The sequence below is a fragment of the Nocardiopsis eucommiae genome, assembly GCF_965344335.1.
Classification (GTDB): domain Bacteria; phylum Actinomycetota; class Actinomycetes; order Streptosporangiales; family Streptosporangiaceae; genus Nocardiopsis; species Nocardiopsis eucommiae.
Window position 1 is genome coordinate 1 of sequence record NZ_CBDRIY010000005.1, and the last position, 17,194, is coordinate 17,194.

16 protein-coding genes and 1 riboswitch are annotated in these 17,194 nt (G+C 72.0%); of the genes, 9 read left to right on the forward strand and 7 right to left on the reverse strand.

The genetic code is table 11. The features are described from left to right. Positions 1 to 65: 65 nt before the first annotated feature. Together ACRWK8_RS04325 and ACRWK8_RS04330 are read right to left on the reverse strand one after the other, a co-directional pair. On the reverse strand, positions 66 to 350 hold the full coding sequence (locus ACRWK8_RS04325; protein ID WP_378738994.1) for a MoaD/ThiS family protein: 285 nt from the start codon (positions 348 to 350) through the stop codon (positions 66 to 68). Between the two features lies 1 nt (position 351). Next, positions 352 to 1,455, reverse strand: a complete 1,104-nt coding sequence (locus ACRWK8_RS04330) for a WD40/YVTN/BNR-like repeat-containing protein (RefSeq protein ID WP_378738992.1) — start codon at positions 1,453 to 1,455, stop codon at positions 352 to 354. A 478-nt stretch (positions 1,456 to 1,933) separates the two neighbouring features. Here ACRWK8_RS04330 and ACRWK8_RS04335 point away from each other — a divergent pair, with 478 nt between their 5' ends. Then, a complete protein-coding gene (locus ACRWK8_RS04335) occupies positions 1,934 to 2,533 on the forward strand; it encodes a TetR/AcrR family transcriptional regulator (protein WP_378738989.1) in 600 nt (199 codons plus the stop codon). Positions 2,534 to 2,571: 38 nt separating this feature from the next. Here the strand turns inward: ACRWK8_RS04335 and ACRWK8_RS04340 are convergent, their stop codons facing one another. After that, entirely contained in the window at positions 2,572 to 3,852 is a 1,281-nt protein-coding gene (locus tag ACRWK8_RS04340) for an MFS transporter (protein ID WP_431868480.1), read from the reverse strand. Between the two features lie 175 nt (positions 3,853 to 4,027). Then, positions 4,028 to 4,173, forward strand: a riboswitch (adenosylcobalamin (AdoCbl) riboswitch). On the opposite strand from ACRWK8_RS04340, the gene ACRWK8_RS04345 reads away from it, so the two are divergent. The 5 genes from ACRWK8_RS04345 (at position 4,172) to ACRWK8_RS04365 (ending at position 9,422) form a co-directional block, all read left to right on the forward strand. Beyond that, complete coding sequence (locus ACRWK8_RS04345; protein ID WP_378738984.1) at positions 4,172 to 5,671, forward strand: CoA-acylating methylmalonate-semialdehyde dehydrogenase; 1,500 nt, start codon at positions 4,172 to 4,174, stop codon at positions 5,669 to 5,671. (Overlaps the previous riboswitch by 2 nt.) Continuing rightward, the gene (locus tag ACRWK8_RS04350; protein WP_378738982.1) at positions 5,668 to 6,810 is read left to right on the forward strand and encodes an acyl-CoA dehydrogenase family protein; all 1,143 of its coding nucleotides are present in this window, start codon (positions 5,668 to 5,670) and stop codon (positions 6,808 to 6,810) included. The genes ACRWK8_RS04345 and ACRWK8_RS04350 overlap by 4 nt, the downstream gene beginning before the upstream one ends. Next, positions 6,810 to 7,916 (forward strand): enoyl-CoA hydratase/isomerase family protein, encoded by a 1,107-nt coding sequence (locus ACRWK8_RS04355; protein ID WP_431868482.1) that lies wholly within the window; start codon positions 6,810 to 6,812, stop codon positions 7,914 to 7,916. Before ACRWK8_RS04350 ends, ACRWK8_RS04355 begins: the two co-directional genes overlap by 1 nt. Continuing rightward, positions 7,913 to 8,839 (forward strand): 3-hydroxyisobutyrate dehydrogenase, encoded by a 927-nt coding sequence (gene mmsB, locus ACRWK8_RS04360; RefSeq protein WP_431868484.1) that lies wholly within the window; start codon positions 7,913 to 7,915, stop codon positions 8,837 to 8,839. The genes ACRWK8_RS04355 and mmsB overlap by 4 nt, the downstream gene beginning before the upstream one ends. Positions 8,840 to 9,011: 172 nt before the next feature. After that, entirely contained in the window at positions 9,012 to 9,422 is a 411-nt protein-coding gene (locus ACRWK8_RS04365; RefSeq protein WP_378738976.1) for a hypothetical protein, read from the forward strand. Positions 9,423 to 9,587: 165 nt separating this feature from the next. Here ACRWK8_RS04365 and ACRWK8_RS04370 read toward each other — a convergent pair whose 3' ends face one another. The 4 genes from ACRWK8_RS04370 to ACRWK8_RS04385 form a co-directional block, all read right to left on the reverse strand. Further along, on the reverse strand, positions 9,588 to 10,763 hold the full coding sequence (locus tag ACRWK8_RS04370) for a beta-1,3-glucanase family protein (RefSeq protein ID WP_378738974.1): 1,176 nt from the start codon (positions 10,761 to 10,763) through the stop codon (positions 9,588 to 9,590). A 138-nt stretch (positions 10,764 to 10,901) separates the two neighbouring features. Further along, the gene (locus ACRWK8_RS04375) at positions 10,902 to 11,936 is read right to left on the reverse strand and encodes a methyltransferase (RefSeq protein ID WP_431868487.1); all 1,035 of its coding nucleotides are present in this window, start codon (positions 11,934 to 11,936) and stop codon (positions 10,902 to 10,904) included. Between the two features lie 217 nt (positions 11,937 to 12,153). Further along, positions 12,154 to 13,290, reverse strand: a complete 1,137-nt coding sequence (locus tag ACRWK8_RS04380; protein ID WP_378738969.1) for a bifunctional 2-methylcitrate synthase/citrate synthase — start codon at positions 13,288 to 13,290, stop codon at positions 12,154 to 12,156. 73 nt (positions 13,291 to 13,363) lie between these two features. Then, positions 13,364 to 14,872, reverse strand: coding sequence for an MmgE/PrpD family protein (locus ACRWK8_RS04385; protein ID WP_378738967.1), 1,509 nt, complete (start codon positions 14,870 to 14,872; stop codon positions 13,364 to 13,366). Between the two features lie 196 nt (positions 14,873 to 15,068). Between ACRWK8_RS04385 and ACRWK8_RS04390 the strand changes: the two genes are divergently transcribed. The 3 genes from ACRWK8_RS04390 (at position 15,069) to ACRWK8_RS04400 (ending at position 17,150) form a co-directional block, all read left to right on the forward strand. Further along, positions 15,069 to 15,302 carry a type II toxin-antitoxin system HicB family antitoxin gene (locus ACRWK8_RS04390; RefSeq protein WP_431868490.1) on the forward strand — a complete coding sequence of 78 codons (234 nt, stop codon included), beginning with the start codon at positions 15,069 to 15,071 and terminating at the stop codon, positions 15,300 to 15,302. Next, entirely contained in the window at positions 15,299 to 15,520 is a 222-nt protein-coding gene (locus ACRWK8_RS04395) for a type II toxin-antitoxin system HicA family toxin (protein WP_431868492.1), read from the forward strand. Before ACRWK8_RS04390 ends, ACRWK8_RS04395 begins: the two co-directional genes overlap by 4 nt. Positions 15,521 to 15,728: 208 nt before the next feature. Continuing rightward, positions 15,729 to 17,150, forward strand: a complete 1,422-nt coding sequence (locus ACRWK8_RS04400; RefSeq protein ID WP_431868494.1) for a short-chain fatty acyl-CoA regulator family protein — start codon at positions 15,729 to 15,731, stop codon at positions 17,148 to 17,150. The last annotated feature ends 44 nt before the right edge of the window (positions 17,151 to 17,194 follow it).

The following is a 17,194-nucleotide window of genomic DNA, read 5'->3' on the forward strand; positions in this document are numbered from 1 at the left end:
CCCCCCCCCCCCCCCCCCCCCCCCCCCCCCCCCCCCCCCCCCCCCCCCCCCCCCCCCCCGGCCGTTCAGCCCCCGGCGACGGAGGGCAGCAGTCGGACGTCCGCTCCGTCGCGGACCGGGGCGTCCAGGCCGCCCACGGTGCGGCACTCGTCCTGGTCCACGAACACGTTCACGAAGCGGCGCAGAGCGCCCTGCTCGTCCCTGATCCGACGGTCCAGGCCGGGGTGGAGGGCGGCCAGCGCGTCCAGCACCCCGCGCAGCGCGGTTCCGTCCTCGACCTCGACCCGAACGTGGGTGGCGCCCTCGGCGTCGGCACGCAGCACGCTGGTCAGGTGCACGGTCACCCGCATCTCACACCTCCGTGGCCCGCACGCTCAGGACGTCGGGCAGATGGGCGGCGACGAGGCGCCAGCGGTCGTCGTCGTCCGTCGTCGCGTACACGTCCCCCGAACGGGTGCCGAAGTAGAAGCCGGGCACCTCCGCCCCGTCCGTGCAGGCGGCGTCGCGCAGGACGATCCCGAAGTACGGCTCCTCGGGCAGGCCCTCGTTGATCGCCCGCCACGTCCGGCCGCCGTCGTCGGTCCGGTAGGCGCCCAGGCGGTGCTTCGCCGGGAGGTGGACCTCCTGGCTGATCACCGGGAAGTTCAGCGCGGTGTCCGGGGTGTGCGGGTGCGCGACCATGGCGAAGCCGAAGTCGGTGGGCAGACCCTCCTCGATCCGGCTCCACCCGTCCGCCGCCGGGTCCGCGCTGCGGTAGACGCCGTGGTGGTTCTGCGCGTAGAACGAGCCGTCCGGGGCGGCGGCGACCTTGTGCACGCACTGGCCGTACTCGGGCTCCTCGTCGGGGAGGAACCCCGCGGAGATGCCCCGGTTGGTCGGATTCCAGCTCGCCCCGTCGTCCGCGGTCTGGTAGACACCCCCCGTGGACATGGCCACGGTGATCGCCTCGGGCGACCGGTGGCCCACACCGAGAGTGCCGGGCAGGATCGTGTGGATGGCGGCCCCTCCGGCACCGGGCATCCAGTTGACCCGGTGCGGGTGGTCCCACAGCGCGCGGACCAGCTCGAAGCTGTCGCCTCCGTCGGAGGACCTGAACAGGGCGTGCGGCTCCACCCCGGCGAACACGGTGTCGGGGTCGGCGCCGAAGGCGAACTGCCAGGCACGGGTCAGTGAGCCGTCCGTGTCCTGGGGGAAGGCGATCGGCGGGGCCGGGGGCTCGGTCCACGTGGCGCCGAGGTCGTCGCTGTGCCAGACGCTCGGGCCGAAGTGCCAGCTCTCCGTGCCGACGAGCAGACGCCCGGTGTGCGGGTTGATCCCGACCGCGTAGACGGGACTCACCCCGGCGTCGTTGGCCTCGTCGAGCCGGTGCGGGCCGGTCACGTCCCATGTGCGCCGATCCTCGCTCCGGGCCGTGAAGAGCCCCTTGCGCGTGCCGATGACCAGGAGATATGCCATGACGAACTCCAAGATGTGAGCCAGGTCTCCACTCTGGCACAGGGGTGCGACGAACGTCGGGAGCCACGAGGACGAGCGCGCGGGGAGGGTCGAGGAGGCGCCGGGAGCGGGTTCCGGACGTCTCGGCAAGTGAATAGTTAGGAACCCGAACGATTTACCGTGGGTGGCGAATTCGGCCCTCGGGGAAATGGTGGCCCTGTTGAGGGATAACTTCCGTGTGGAGGGAACCCTTTCCGGGCAAGGGTTCTGCGGCGAGTGGAAGGCGGTTGTCGGTACCAGATCACTTTGCAATAAACTCCCGGGCTACCGGTGTTCGCTCCGAGGCTGCCCCCAGGCCCCGGAACGCCGGTCACATCCCGTCATCCAGCCCGGAAGACATCCCGCTCCTTCGGTCTCTCGGTCCGTTTCGGGACCACCGTCCCAATGGCCGGTCCCGCGTACCATCGAGAACCGAGTTCCCACTCGATAGGGTCGCCTCATGCAACACCCCCCGGACACGCTCCACGCTCGCAAACGTCGTAAGGCGAGGGCCACGATCGTGTCAGCAGCCTTCCAACTCTTCGCCGAACACGGATTCGACAACGTGACGGTCGCGGCCATCGCGGAACGCGCCGAGGTCGGCCGCACGACCTTCTTCCGGTACTTCGGTGACAAACAACAGGTGCTGTTCGCCGACGACAGCGCCGAGGTGGACCGCATGTGCTCCTACGTGCGCGAACGTGCGGACCTGAAGCCGGGGACCGACCTCGGGGACGCGCTCGCCCTGCTCCGTGAGGCCGCGACCGCCAGCGGACCCACCGCCCTCTCCCCGGCGCACTCGGCCGTGCTCGTGCGGCTCCTCAGGGAGAGCATCGACCTCAGATCCCGCTACCTGCTCACCCGCCAACAGAGGGCGCTCCGCCTGGCCGGTGCCCTGACCGAGGCCGGGACGGCGGAGAACGTCGCCGTCCTGGCGGCCCACACCGCCATGGCCTGCGACCTCACGGCGATGCGGCTCGCGGAGGGCCCCGAGGCCTACCCCGCCCGGGTGGACGAGGCCCACGGGCTCCTCCGCACCCTCGGGGCGTCCGGGGGATGACCGGATCGGGGCGCGACCCTCCTGCCCCGATCCCGTGCTCACCGGTCGTGCTCGCGCACCAGACCGACCAGCCTGCGGCCGAAGAACACCACCACCGCCAGACTGACCGCGCTCACCAGTGCGTAGGGGACACGGAGCGCGTCAGCCTGGCCCAGGGTGGGTGCCAGGACGGCCACCAGGACGCCTCCAGCCGCCATGCCCACGGCGCTCATGCCCCAGCTGACCGTGCGCATGGCGGCGTTCACGCGCCCGAGCAGGTGGTCCGGGGTGACGCGCTGGCGGATGGAGGTCATCGCGACCGCGTAGCCCAGCACCAGGCCGCCGCTGAGGAGATACACCCCGGCCACCACGGGGGTGAGCGGGAACAGCGCCACCAGCAGGTACAGCAGCCCGCTCGCGGCCAGACAGAACGTCGGCAGGGTTCCGTGGGGCAGCGCGGAGCGCAGACGGGAGACCACCTGCCCGCCGATCACCCCGCCGATCGCGGCGAAGGCCATGAGCAGGCCGAACCCGGTCGACCCCAGCCCCAGGACGTCGCGGACGAACAGCACCTGGGTGGAGAGCAGGGTGGCGTAGGCGGTGTTCACGAACACCGCGATGACGGCCACCGAGCGCAGCAGCGGCTGGTCCCACAGGGCCCGCACGCCCTCGACCACGTCGCTCCACACACCGCGCGGCGTCCGCCCGGCGGAAGCAGGGGAGGGCGTTGCGGTCGTCGCGGGGGTGGTCGCGCGGACCCGCAGGAGCGCCACCACCGACACCAGCAGCGCGGCGACGTTGAACAGGAACGGCGCGAACAGGCCGAGGACCAGCACGAACCCGCCCAAGGGGCGTCCGGCGAACTCCTGCGCGACGACCGCCCCGGACCGGACGTGTCCGTTGGCGCTCTCCAGTCGTTCCCTGGGGACCAGCGCCGTCACCGTGGTCTCGGCGGCGGTGTCGTGGCAGACCTCCAGGGCACCGAAGCAGAACGCGAAGGCGGCGAGCAGGGGGATCGAGGCCCAGCCGGAGAACACCACCAGGGCCAGCAGCGCCCAGAGCAGCATCCGCAGCGCGTTGGCGGAGACCATCAGCGTGAACCGGGGCAGGCGGTCCACCAGCACCCCCGCGGGGAGCGCCAGGAGGAGCCAGGGGAGTCGGCCCGCGGTGGCGACGGCGGCCACGAGCGCGGCGTTCTCGGGGGCCAGGGAGGACGCCAGCCACGGGACGGCGATCATCGCCACGCCGTCGCTCAGGTTCGAGGCCAGGGACGCGGACCAGAAGGCCCAGAAACGTCCGCCGAGCGGCGCTGACGACGGGCGGGGGGTGGGGTCGGACACGGGGGGACCACCGACTTTCCGCGCCGGTGTCTCGGGTGGCTCCGGAGAGGGGGCACCGGCACACAGCTCCACGCTAACCGCGACCCACTCGGGGCACGCGGGCCGCGTGGGCGACCGGCGCGGGCCGGAGACCCACAACGCGTCGCCTCGGGGTCTGGATTTAGTAGGACGTCCAACTATATGGTGAGGGGGCCGAGGAGCGGGGAAGCTGGTGCGAATCCAGCACGGTCCCGCCACTGTGACCGGGGGAGACTCCGGAAGTCAGGCCACCGCTCGCGGCCCGAGATTCGTGTGGTCCACGAGGATGGAGCGAACACGCATGGTCAGCGAGCTGACGCATTTCGTGCATGGCAGGAACGTCCCGGGCCGGAGCGGCCGCTTCGGTGACGTCTACGAGCCCAGCACCGGTCGGATCAGGGCGAGGGTCCCCCTGGCGGACCGGGCGGAGACCGAGGCGGTCATCGCCGACGCCGAGGAGGCACAGGTCGCCTGGGGTTCCTGGAGCCCCCAGCGCAGGGCGCGGGTCCTGCTCAGGTTCCTCCAGCTGGTCGAACCCGAGCGTGAGTCGATCGCCCGGGCCCTGTCCGCCGAACACGGCAAGACCGTGGCCGACGCCCACGGCGACCTCCAGCGCGGACTGGAGGTGGTCGAGTTCGCGGCCGGGATCCCGCACCTGCTCAAGGGCGAGTTCACCGACAACGCCGGGGCCGGGATCGACGTCCACTCCCTGCGCCAGCCCCTGGGCGTGGTCGCGGGCATCACCCCGTTCAACTTCCCGGCGATGATCCCGCTCTGGAAGGCCGCACCCGCTCTGGCCTGCGGGAACGCTTTCATCCTCAAGCCCTCGGAACGCGACCCCTCGGTCCCGCTCCGGCTGGCCGAGCTCTTCCTGGAGGCCGGACTCCCGCCCGGCGTGCTCAACGTGGTCAACGGCGGCAAGGAGACGGTGGACACCCTGCTCACCGACCCCCGCGTGGCCGCGGTGGGCTTCGTGGGCTCCACCCCGATCGCGGAGTACGTCTACTCCACGGCCACCGCGCACGGCAAGCGGGCCCAGTGCTTCGGCGGGGCCAAGAACCACATGGTCGTCATGCCCGACGCCGACCTGGACCAGGTCGCGGACGCCCTGATCGGCGCCGGGTACGGGTCCGCCGGTGAGCGCTGCATGGCGATCTCCGTGGCGGTCCCCGTGGGCGAGGAGACCGCCGACGCCCTCGTCTCCAAACTGACCGAACGCATCGCCGGGCTGACCGTGGGCGCCTCGGACGACCCCGACGCCGACTTCGGACCCCTGGTGTCCAGGGACGCCCTCGACCGGGTGGACGCCTACGTCGCCCTGGGCGTGGAGGAGGGCGCCGAACTGGTGGTCGACGGGCGCGGCCTCAAGGTGAAGGGTCACGAGGAGGGCTTCTTCACCGGGGCCTCCCTGTTCGACCGCGTCACCCCCGACATGCGCGTCTACCGGGAGGAGATCTTCGGCCCCGTGCTGTCCGTGGTGCGCGCGGCCGACTACGAGGAGGCCCTGCGACTGCCCAGCGAGCACGAGTACGGCAACGGCGTCTCCGTCTTCACCCGGGACGGCGACACCGCGCGCGACTTCTCGCAGCGCGTCAACACCGGCATGGTCGGCGTCAACGTGCCCATCCCGGTGCCGGTCGCCTACCACACGTTCGGCGGCTGGAAGAGGTCCGGCTTCGGAGACCTCAACCAGCACGGTCCCGACTCGATCCGCTTCTACACCCGCACCAAGACCGTCACCTCGCGCTGGCCCTCCGGGGTCAAGGAGGGCGCGGAGTTCACGATCCCGGTCGTCCGGTGACCGCCGCGATCACCGACGAACAGCGCGCGCTGGCCGAGACCGCGCGCGGGTTCGCGGACGAACACCTCGCACCGTTCGCCGTCGGCTGGGACCAGACCAAGCACTTCCCGGTCGACGTGCTCCGCAGGGCCGCCGACCTCGGCATGGGCGGCCTCTACGTCTCCGAGGACTCCGGCGGCACCGGGCTGACCAGGCTCGACGGCGCCCTGGTCTTCGAGGCCCTGGCCACCGGATGCCCGTCCGTGGCCGGGTACCTGTCCATCCACAACATGGTCGCCTGGATGGTCGACCGCTACGGCGACGCCGACCAGCGCGCCCGCTGGCTGCCGGGTCTGTGCTCCATGGAGACCCTGGGCAGCTACTGCCTCACCGAACCCGGCGCCGGTTCCGACGCCGCCGCGCTCAGCACCCGGGCGGTCCGCGACGGGGACGCCTACGTGCTCACCGGGTCCAAGCAGTTCATCTCCGGCGCGGGCGTCTCCGAGGTGTACGTGGTGATGGCGCGCACCGGTGGCGTCGGCGCGGCCGGGATCTCCGCGTTCGTCGTGCACCGCGACGACCCGGGGGTGTCGTTCGGTGCCGACGAGGCCAAGATGGGCTGGAACGCCCAACCCACCCGTCAGGTGCTCATGGACGGGGTCCGGCTGCCCGCCGACCGCCTCCTGGGAGGCGAGGGCGACGGCTTCCGGATCGCGATGAACGGGCTCAACGGCGGGCGCCTCGGCATCGCCGCCTGCTCGCTCGGCGGCGCCCTGGCCGCCCTGGAGCGCAGCACCGCCTACCTGGGGAGCCGCGAGGCCTTCGGCGCCCCGCTGATCAACGCCCAGGCGCTGCGGTTCCGGCTCGCGGAGATGGCCACCGAACTGGAGGCCGCCCGCTCCCTGCTGTGGCGGGCGGCGGGCGCCCTGGACGACGGGGACCCCGAGGCCGCGCACCTGTGCGCGATGGCCAAGCGGTTCGCCACCGAGGCCGGGTACACCGTCGCGGACCAGGCCCTCCAGCTCCACGGGGGGTACGGCTACCTCACGGAGTACGGCATTGAGAAGATCGTGCGCGACCTGCGGGTGCACCGAATCCTGGAAGGAACCAACGAGATCATGAGCCTCATCATCGCTCGACGACTCACCGGGGCCGCCTGATGACCAGCGACAGGAACACCGGCGAGGACGACGCCTCCGTGCTGCTGCGCGTGGAGGGCACGCTCGCCCGAGCCACGCTCAACCGGCCGCGCGCCATCAACGCCCTCGACCACGCCATGGTCCGCGCGTTCGCGGACGCCCTCACCTCCTGGGAGAAGGACGAGGGCGTGTCGGTGGTGCTGCTCGACGGCGCGGGGGAGCGCGGCCTGTGCGCGGGCGGCGACATCCGCGCCATCCGGGCCAGCGCGGTGAACGGCGACCGCCAGGCCGCCGACTTCTGGCGGGACGAGTACCACCTCAACGCGCAGATCGCCCGCTATCCCAAGCCCTACGTCGCCCTCATGGACGGCGTGGTCATGGGCGGGGGCGTGGGGGTCTCCGCGCACGGCGGGGTCCGCGTGGTCACCGAACGCTCCAAGGTGGGCATGCCGGAGACCACCATCGGGTTCGTGCCCGACGTCGGCGGCACGTTCCTGCTCTCGCGGGCGCCCGGTGAGACCGGTACCCACCTGGCGCTCACCGGCACGCCGATCGGCGCGGCGGACGCGGTGTACACCGGCATGGCCGACCACTACGTGCCCTCCGAGCGCCTGCCCGACCTCGTCTCCGCGCTCACGGAGGCGGCCACGGAGGCCGACGTCACCGAGGCCGTGGCCCGTTTCGCGGAGGGCGTCCCGGCCGCGCCCCTGGAGTCCCGGCGCGGGTGGATCGACGCCTGCTACTCCGCCGACACCGCCGAGGAGATCGTGGCGCGACTGCGCGAGCACGGTGATCCGGAGGCGGCGAAGGCGGCCGACACCATCGGGGCCAAGTCCCCGACCGCCGTGAAGACCACCCTGGCCGCGCTGCGCCGGGCCCGTCGCCTGGCCGGACTGGAGGAGGTCCTCGAACAGGAGTACCGGGTGTCCACGGCCGCGCTGACCTGGCCCGACCTGGCGGAGGGCATCCGCGCGCAGGTGATCGACAAGGACCGCGACCCCCGGTGGTCCCCGGCCACGCTGGCGGGGGTCACCGACGCCGACGTCGAGCGCGCCTTCGCGCCCGCCCCGGACGGGCCGGTCGGCCTCGCCGAACCGCCAGCCACGGCCGACGGGGGTGCGCGATGACCGCGATCGCCTTCGTCGGACTCGGCAACATGGGCGGGCCGATGGCCGCCAACCTGGTCGCCGCCGGGCACGACGTCACCGGTTACGACCTGGTCCCCGAGGCGCTGGAGCGGGCGGCCGGTGCCGGGGTCCGGGTGGCCGGGTCCGCAGCCGAGGCCGTGGCCGGGGCCGACGTCGTCATCACCATGCTGCCGAGCGGTCGCCATCTGCTCGCCGCCTACCGGGGCGACGGGGGCTCGGAGGGCCTGCTGGCGGACGCCCGCCCCGGAACGCTCTTCCTGGACTGCTCCACCGTGGACGTGGCCGACGCGCGCGCGGCCAACGCCGCCGCCGTGGAGGCCGGGCACCGGGCCATGGACGCCCCGGTCTCCGGAGGGGTGGCGGGGGCCGAGGGCGGGACGCTCACCTTCATGGTCGGCGCGGAGGAGGCCGACCTCGCCACGGCGCGGCCTCTGTTGGACGTGATGGGCGGCAGGGCCGTGCACTGTGGTGGCCCGGGTGGCGGGCAGGCCGCGAAGATCTGCAACAACATGGTGCTGGGCGCGTCGATGCTCGCCGTGAGCGAGGCGTTCGTGCTGGGCGAGCGGCTGGGCCTGACCCACCAGGCGCTGTACGACGTGATGTCCACGGCCTCGGGGCAGTGCTGGTCGCTCACCTCGTACTGTCCGGTCCCGGGTCCGGTGCCGACCAGTCCGGCCAACAACGGCTACCGGCCGGGGTTCGCGGCGGCGCTGATGGCCAAGGACCTCGGTCTGGCGGCCAACGCGCTGGAGGAGACCGGGGTGGAGGCGCTGGTCGGGAGCCGGGCCGCCGAGGTCTACCGGGCCTTCGTGGAGGGCCTGGACGGTGAGCCCCGGGACTTCTCCGCGATCGTGGAGTCGGTGCGCGAGCGCTCCGGCGGGGCGGAGCCCGCCACGGAGTGAGTCCGGCGGACGCGGCCCGGGTGACCCGAGGGGACCCGGGCCGCGCGTCGTCCGGGTGATCGGGACCGGCACGGAGGGCGGAACCAGGGTCCTCCGCGAGGCGTCTCACGGAGGGTCAGGCCCGGGACGAGGTCCCGGACGATCGTCACCCCAGCACGGAGCTGCATCCCCCATGAATCCCAAACCCGGCGCGCTCACGGCCGTCCAGGTCATCCTCTTCGTCATGTCCGGCATCGCCGGCCTCGCCCTCCTGCTGGCCCTGGTGGGTGTGAGCGCGGTGAGTTCGGGGCAGCTGGAGAGCGCCACCGGAGTGAGCCCCGGCGCCTTCTGGCTGTTGATGCTCGTGGCCCTCGCGACGACCGTCTTCTACGTCTACGTGGCCGCCACCGTCGGTCGGGGCGGACACCGCACCCGGACCCTGGTGCGCGTGGTGGTGGGGGTCGGCGTCACCTCCGCGCTGATCAACATGCTGACCGGGGAGAGCGGCATCGTCGGCCTCGTGCTCATGGTCGTCGTCCTCATCCTCAACGAGGGCGAGTCCGCCAGGCGCTGGTACGAGGAGACCGAGCACCCGACCCGCTGAGCCGGCCGGGGACGGAGACCGGGAAGCCTGACGGAGCCGTCCCCGCCCCGACCGGCTGACAGGGAGGTGCGCGCCCCGGCCGCCCGGCCTCCCATCAGACCGGTCGTCCGGGGCGCGCGTTCGTGGGGCCGCGCCGTGGCGGCTTCCTGGAGCGCCGTCAGGTCCCTAGAACGGCGTCAGGGTGATCTCCAGTCCCGACGGGCCGTGGTCCTGGATGTAGGACGCGAAGTCCTCGACGTCGTCGAAGGCGAACCCGTACGCCTTGCCGTCCTCGGTGTGCTCGTGGAAGGTCCCGGCGTAGCGGTTGGCGATGTCGGCCAGGTAGAACTCGGCCGGGTCGTTGGTGGGCTGGGCCGCGTGGTCCAGCAGGGTGGCGCGGTTGAGCGCCGCCCCCACGATCGCCGCCACGGGGCCGGTGATCCCGTCGTTGGGCGCGGCCAGGGCGCCGTCGCAGAAGAACACGTCCCGGGTGCTGGGCCGGGCGATGGGGGAGACCCCGCCGTCGAACAGCAGCTCGTCGCCCTGCACCCGGCCGGTGAAGGTCCCGGCGTTGGTCGTGACGCTGAGGTCGGTGCCCGCGTAGTGCGACCACACCTGGTCCACGTACGGGTCGAAGTAGTCGGTGGGGAAGATCCCCGCGTCGAGCCCGTGGCCGGGGGCGATGATCCGGTGGCTGTCGTAGACCAGCGGTGAGAAGTCCGGGTCGGCGGCGAGGGTCTCGAAGATCGCGTCGCGTCCGCCGGGCAGCAGGAAACCGGTGCTCTGGTCCTCGTTCCCGGTCAGCCGGATACCGATCGGCACGCTGAACTGGTCCACCATCGAGGTGTTGCAGAACATGCCGTCCTCGTTGTGGGTGAACTCCACCGAGTCGTGCAGGACGTCGAAGCCGTGGTCGTCCTCGACCCAGCCGGCGGGGAGCTGGAGGGCGGGGTTCCCGTCACCGTCCTCCACGATCCGGATGCCGAGCTTCCCGCCCATGGCGAAGTAGATCCGGCCGGACATGTACGGGAGCGTCATGCCGGAGAGGGCGCCCAGGGGGATCGAGTAGTCCGTGTAGCCGTCGTCGGTGTTGTCGTCCACGCTGACGGGGTGGGGCGTGCCCTCGGCGTCGACCCGGCAGTGGACGTCGTCGACCAGGTCGGTGCCGACGACGTAGACGAGGACCTCGTCGTCCCCGAAGCGGCCGCTGTTGTTGGTCACGCTCACCGGGAGCGCTCCCAGGTTGGCCGTGTTCGAGACGGGGGTGATGCTCTGGGGGCTGGTGGCGCAACCGGTCGCGCCGAGCAGGGGAGCTCCGGCGGCGATCGTGGCGCCGCCCAGGAAGAGCCTGCGGTTGATCATGTACGAACTCCTCAGTAGCGGGTGTGAAGAGGTGCGCACCATGGAGCCAGTCCGGGGGCATCCGCGTCAACGGGGTCAGCGGCGGGAATTACGTGGTGATCACGTTACCCGTGGTGACGGAGGTGTATGTGGCGTAGATCACATCGGGTGGCCGGGGGTCAGCTCCACCAGGGCGACCCCCTTGTGCCGGTGGCTCCCGGCGACACACAACCCCGCCCGTTCGGCCAGGGCCGCCAGTTCGTCGGTGCTCCGCTCCCGGCCCTGGAAGAAGGCCAGCATCCGCAGGTCCAGCTCGCTCACCACGTCCTCGGCGGCGTGCTCGGCCACCAGCACCGTCCCGGTCGGACCGGCCGCCTCCGCGCACCGCCGCAGGATCGTCACGGCCGACGCGTCGTCCCAGTCGTGCAGGATCCACCCCAGCACGAAGGCGTCGCCGGTCACCGGAAGCGGATCGAAGAAGCTCCCCGCGACGGCGTCGGCGCGGTCGGCCAGACCCGCCTCCCGGAAGTTCGCGCGCGCCGCAGCCACCGGACCGGGTAGGTCCACCACGGTCCCGCGCGGCCGGGGGAAGCGCTCCAGCAGGGTGAGCAGCAGCGCGCCGTTGCCGCCGCCCACGTCCACGACGTGGTCCAGCGCCTGCCACTCGTACATCTCCGCGATGGTCTCGGAGTGGTTGACCATCCGGCCGCTCATGAGCTCGTCGAAGGACCGGGACAGCTCCGGATCGGCGGACAGGTCCTCCCAGAAACCGGAGCCGCCGAAACGCAGGGAGTAGGCGCTCCGGCCGGTGCGCAGCGCCTCGGCCAGCTCGGACAGACACAGGTCGGCGCGCCCGTGTGCGCCGTCCCCGGCGAACCAGGGTAGCCGGGAGTACGGGTGGTCCGTCCGCAGGCAGTCCCCGACCGTCGTGAGCGCGAACCGGCCCCCCTCCAGGGTGAACAGGCCCTCCCCGGCCAGGTACCGCAGCACCCGTGCCAGGCCGTCCGGGTCCGCCCCGACCGCCGCGCCGAGCTCGGCGGCCGTGCGCGGCCCCTCGGCCAGGTGGTCCGCGACCCTCAGCGTGGCCACCGCCCGGATCGCCATCGGGGTGACCGGGCTGGCCAGCGACCACAGCCGCGCGGACGCCTCCCTGGCCTCGTCGGTGCTCACGTGTTCCCCACGCTCTGCGCTCATCCGGCACGCTCCCGTCCTCGGCCCGCGGTCTCCCCCGGACACTACCCAGCGGGGGGCGTCCCATGGGAGGAATCTCCCCACACGCGGCGAACCGGGGCCCGCACCACGGGCGGCCCCTCCGCGTCACGGTGCCCTCGCGCGGACGTGTCACGGGGCGGTGACACCGTCGGCCCGGCCCCGAGGGAGACCGGGCCGGGCCGGGGTGTCCCGGCGGCGGTCAGCCCGCCAGGCGCTGGGCGGGCAGCGGCACCGGACGGCGCTCGCGCCCCGTGTAGCTGCTCAGAGGGCGGATGAGCGCGTTGGCCTCCTGCTGCTCCAGGATGTGCGCGGTCCACCCGGTGATCCGGGCCATCACGAACAGCGGCGTGAAGGTCGGGACCTCGAACCCCATCAGGTGGTAGGCGGGGCCCGCCGGGTAGTCCAGGTTCGGGTGGATGCCCTTGCGGGCCACCATCTCCGCCTCCAGGGCTCCGTACAGCTCCATGAGCTCCTCGGCACCCCTGAGCGCGGCCATCCGGTCCAGCGCCGCGCGCATGGTCGGCACCCTGGAGTCCCCGTGCTTGTACACGCGGTGCCCGAAGCCCATGATCTTCCGCTTCTCGGCCAGGGCGGTGTCCAGCCAGTCGGAGGCGCGCTCCGCCGAACCGATCTCCTGGAGCATGTGCATGACGGCCTCGTTGGCGCCGCCGTGCAGCGAACCCTTCAGGGCGCCGATCGCCGCCGTCACGGAGCTGTAGATGTCCGACAGGGTGGAGGTCACCACCCGGGCGGTGAAGGTGGAGGCGTTGAAGCTGTGCTCGGCGTAGAGGATCATCGACACCTCGAAGCAGCGCACCACCTCGGGCTCGGGGACCCTTCCGAAGCACATGTGGAAGAAGTTCTCGGCGTGCCCCAGGCCCGGGTCCGGCTGGATCGGGTCCAGCCCCCGGCGCCGCCGGTGGTCGGCGGCGACCACCGTGGGCAGCTTGGCCAGCATGGCCTCGGCCTTGGCCCGGTTGGCCGCCACCGAGGCGTCGTCCTCGGCGGGGTCGTCCGCGCCCAGGTAGCTGATGGCGGTACGCAGCACGTCCATGGGGTGCGCGGTCTCCGGGAGGCGGCGCAGCAGGTCCAGGGTGTGCCGGTCCAGGGCGCGGTTGGCCCGCTCCCGTGCGGTGAACTCGCGCAGCTGGCCCGCCGTCGGCAGCTCCCCGTACCAGAGCAGGTACGCGACCTCCTCGAACGTGCACGAGGCGGCCAGGTCCTGCACCGGGTAGCCGCGGTAGGTCAGCGAGTTGGAGGCCTCGTCGACCATGGAGATCTCGGTGGTGTCGACCACCACCCCGGCCAGGCCCTTGCGGATCGCCGTGTCGGTCATGCTCACCACATCCGTTCGGATCGTGAAGTCGGGGACGCCTTCGGCGAAGGCGTCGTCGGAGGCGTGTGCGGCATCAGAAGATCCCCTTGGAGGTCGGCAGGTCGCCCGGCGCGGTGTCGGGGTCCTCCATGAAGGACAGCTGGCGGACCTCGTCGGTGGTGAGCTCGGGCAGGCGTTCGACCAGGTCCAGGAAGCGGTCCTGCTCGGCGCGGGCGACGATCCCCTCGGAGAGGGCACGGAACTTGGCGACGTAGTCAGGGCGGGTGAAGGGACGGTCACCGAGCGGGTGGGCGTCGGCCATCGCGATCTCGTCCTCGATCACGGAGCCGTCCGCCATCTCCACCACCACACGGCCGCCGAAGGCCTTCTCCTTCGGGTCCGTCGCGTGGTAGCGGCGGGTCCACTCCGGGTCCTCGACCGTGCTGATCCGGTGCCACAGCTCCACGGTGTCCGGACGCTGGGCGCGCTCGGGAGCGTAGGAGCGCTCGTGGTGCCACTCGCCGTCCTGGAGGGCGACGGCGAAGATGTAGGGGATGGAGTGGTCCAGGGTCTCCCGGCTGGCCCGGGGGTCCATCTTCTGCGGGTCGCCCGAACCGGTGCCGATCACGTGGTGCGTGTGGTGGCTGGTGTGGATCGTCACGGAACGGACCCGCGCGGTGTCCCCGATCCTCGGGCCCAGACGTCGGGCCAGGTCGATGAGGGCCTGGCTCTGGTACTCGGCCGAGTGCTCCTTGGTGTAGGTGTCCAGGATGCCGCGCTTGGCCTCACCCGGGCCCGGCAGCTCCACGAGGTAGTCGACGCCCGGCCCGCTCAGCAGGCGGGCGATGAAGCCGTCCTCGCCCTCGTAGGCGGGGGAGGGGGCGCCCTCGCCGCGCATGGCGCGGTCGACGGACTCCACGGCCATCTTCCCGGCGAACGCGGGCGCGTACGCCTTCCAGCTGGAGATCTCGCCCTTGCGCGACTGCCGCGTGGTGGTGGTCACGTGCAGGGCCTGCTGGACCGCCTGGTAGACGGTCTCGGTGTCGAGCTCCAGGAGGGTGCCGATCCCGGCCGCCGCCGACGGGCCCAGGTGGGCGATGTGGTCGATCCTGTGCTCGTGCAGGCAGATGCCCTTCACCAGGGCGACCTGGATCTCGTACCCGGTGGCGATGCCCCGCACCAGGGCGCGGCCGTCCCGGCCCAGGTGCTGGGCGACGGCGAGGATCGGCGGGATGTTGTCGCCGGGGTGCGAGTAGTCGGCGGCCAGGAAGGTGTCGTGGAAGTCCAGTTCCCGGACGGCCACGCCGTTGGCCCAGGCCGCCCACTCGGGGGAGACGCGTGTGGACGGCGGGGTGCCCATGATCGCCGCGCCGGGGTTCAGCGGGTGCCGGGTGGCCTGCGCCCGCGCGCTGCGGACGGGGCGGCGGCGCAGGGAGGCGGCGGCCACGGCGGCGTTGTCGATGACCCGGTTGCCGATCATCTCCACCACGGCGGGCTCGACCCTGACCGGGTCGGCTGCCACGGACGCGATCCGGTGGGCCAGCTGCTCCTCCTTGGCGGGCCCCTCGGAGCTCCGGTGGACCCGGACGCGGTGCTGCTCCATGTTCATCCCCTCGACGCGGTCTCTGTGCAGCCGAGGTTCGCATGGGCGAATCACCTGGTGGAAGGGGCGAAACCTGCTGAGTTCTGCCAACCCGCAGGCGTGATTCAGCCAAGGGTGCAAACCTTGCAGGTTGCAGATTGCTAGTTTGCATACGAACTTCCCTCAGATCTCCTCTCCGTTGGGTACCGTTGCGTGCATGCACCGCACACTGCACCTGGCCGTCACTGTGACGCCCGACCACGAGGCCGGTGGTTACGTGGCGCGCGCGGTGGACGTTGAGGTCGCCTCTCAGGGTGAGACGGAGGAGGAAGCGCTGTATGCGCTCACCGAAGCCCTGGAGCTGTACTTCGAGGACGACGAGGACGCCGTCCGGCAATTGGCGGAAACTCCCACCAGGGTCACGGAGATCGACGTACGCTTGCCCGCGTGAGCCCTTCCCACATTCCGATCTCCTCCGGTGCCAAAGTGGTCGCCGCACTCCAGCGGATCGGCTTCGAGCACGTCCGGACCAAGGGCGACCACGCGAAGCTCAGGAAGGGTGCCCGGGTGGTGATCGTCCCGCTGCACAAGGAGCTCAAGCGTGGGACCACGGTGTCCGTCCTCAAACAGGCGGGTCTCACCCCGGACGAGCTCCGCGACCTCCTCTGAGTGGTATGCCTTCCGACGGTGGCCCCCGGATGGGTGCGATTCCTGGATGCTCAGAGGCACCGAGCCGGTGACTCCGTTGGGAGTCCTGGCTCCACGAGTGCGGGCCCGCGTGCTGAGGTCGGCTAAGTCCTCCCGGCATTCCTGCGAAGTCTGCTAACGCCTGGCGAGACACCTTCGGGTTAGCCTGGCGGGGACGGAAGGGGCCATCGTGCGCAAGGTCTTCGCGGGGCCGCGGCTGCGCAGGCTGCGGCAGGAGCACTCGCTCAAGCAGTCCGAGCTCGCTCGCGAGCTGGGCATCTCCGCCGGCTACCTCAACCAGATGGAGCACAACCAGCGCCCGCTCAGCGTCCCCGTCCTGCTACGGATCACCGAGGCGTTCGGGGTCGATCCCGGCTTCTTCGCGACCAGCGACACCTCACGGCTGATCGCGGAGCTCCGGGAGGCGCTCACCGACGTCCCCACCGGCGACCAGGTGAGCCCGGACGAACTCGACGAGCTGGCCTCCGGCATGCCCTCCGTGGCCCGGGTCCTGGTGGACCTGCACCGCAGGTACCGGGACGTCTCCGGGCAGGCCGCCGCCCTGGCCGAGGGCCGGGACGACGGAGGGGCGTCCGTGGCTCCCATGGCCTACGAGCAGGTCCGCGACTTCTTCTACGAGCGCCAGAACTACGTGGGGGAGCTCGACGAACGCGCGGAGGACCTCGCCGGGCGGCAGGGCGTCGAACCGGGCCGCGCCCACGTCGTCCTCACGCGTCTGCTGGAGGAACGCCACGGCGTCAGGGTGGAGAGTCAATCGCCCGGCGGTGAGGCCGCTCGCAACCGGGTGTACGACGCCGAGCGCCGGGTCCTCACCCTGGCCGCGCACCTGCGCCCCGGCCAACGCGCCTTCCAGCTCGCCACCCAGCTGGCCTTCCTCGAACACGGGCCCCTCCTGGACGAACTCGCCCGAGGGGAGGAGCTCACCACCGAGCAGGCGGTCCGGCTGGCGCGGATCGGCCTGGCCAACTACTTCGCGGGCGCGTTCATCCTTCCCTACCGCGAGTTCCAGGCGGCGGCGGAGGCCGAGCGCCACGACATCGAACTGCTCGCGGACCGCTTCGGGGTAGGCTTCGAGACCGTCTGCCACCGCCTCTCGACCCTCCAGCGCCCCCGGCGGCGGGGGGTGCCCTTCTCGTTCGTGCGCGTGGACCGGGCGGGCAACATGTCCAAGCGCCAGTCCGCCACCGGCTTCCACTTCTCGCGCTCGGGCGGCACCTGCCCGCTGTGGAACGTCTACGCGGCCTTCTCCGCCCCGGACGTCATCCAACGGCAGATCGCGCAGATGCCCGACGGCCGCTCCTACTTCTGGGTCGCGCGCACGGTGACCAGGGGATACGGGGGCTACGGAGCGGCCCGCAAGACCTTCGCGATCGGGCTGGGCTGCGAGCTCCGCCACGCGAACCGGCTCGTGTACTCCACCGGACTGGACCTGGCGGACCCGGGCTCGGCCACGCCGATCGGCCTGGGCTGCAAGGTCTGCGAGCGCCCCGCCTGCCCGCAGCGGGCGTTCCCCCCGGCCGGTCGCTCCCTGCTGGTCAACGAGAACTCCAGCACGGTCTCGCCCTACCCCGTCGCGGACCACCCGGCCTGAACCCGTCCGGCCGTGCCCGGGGAGGACACCGGTGCGTCGCCCAC

Coding starts and splice junctions, on each gene's coding strand:
- ACRWK8_RS04355 (WP_431868482.1), top strand. CDS start 6,810: ATGACCAGCGACAGGAACACCGGCGAGGACGACGCCTCCGTGCTGCTG.
- ACRWK8_RS04380 (WP_378738969.1), bottom strand. CDS start 13,290: ATGACCGACACGGCGATCCGCAAGGGCCTGGCCGGGGTGGTGGTCGAC.
- ACRWK8_RS04385 (WP_378738967.1), bottom strand. CDS start 14,872: ATGGAGCAGCACCGCGTCCGGGTCCACCGGAGCTCCGAGGGGCCCGCC.
- ACRWK8_RS04375 (WP_431868487.1), bottom strand. CDS start 11,936: ATGAGCGCAGAGCGTGGGGAACACGTGAGCACCGACGAGGCCAGGGAG.
- ACRWK8_RS04335 (WP_378738989.1), top strand. CDS start 1,934: ATGCAACACCCCCCGGACACGCTCCACGCTCGCAAACGTCGTAAGGCG.
- ACRWK8_RS04345 (WP_378738984.1), top strand. CDS start 4,172: ATGGTCAGCGAGCTGACGCATTTCGTGCATGGCAGGAACGTCCCGGGC.
- ACRWK8_RS04325 (WP_378738994.1), bottom strand. CDS start 350: ATGCGGGTGACCGTGCACCTGACCAGCGTGCTGCGTGCCGACGCCGAG.
- ACRWK8_RS04330 (WP_378738992.1), bottom strand. CDS start 1,455: ATGGCATATCTCCTGGTCATCGGCACGCGCAAGGGGCTCTTCACGGCC.
- ACRWK8_RS04370 (WP_378738974.1), bottom strand. CDS start 10,763: ATGATCAACCGCAGGCTCTTCCTGGGCGGCGCCACGATCGCCGCCGGA.
- mmsB (WP_431868484.1), top strand. CDS start 7,913: ATGACCGCGATCGCCTTCGTCGGACTCGGCAACATGGGCGGGCCGATG.
- ACRWK8_RS04390 (WP_431868490.1), top strand. CDS start 15,069: ATGCACCGCACACTGCACCTGGCCGTCACTGTGACGCCCGACCACGAG.
- ACRWK8_RS04365 (WP_378738976.1), top strand. CDS start 9,012: ATGAATCCCAAACCCGGCGCGCTCACGGCCGTCCAGGTCATCCTCTTC.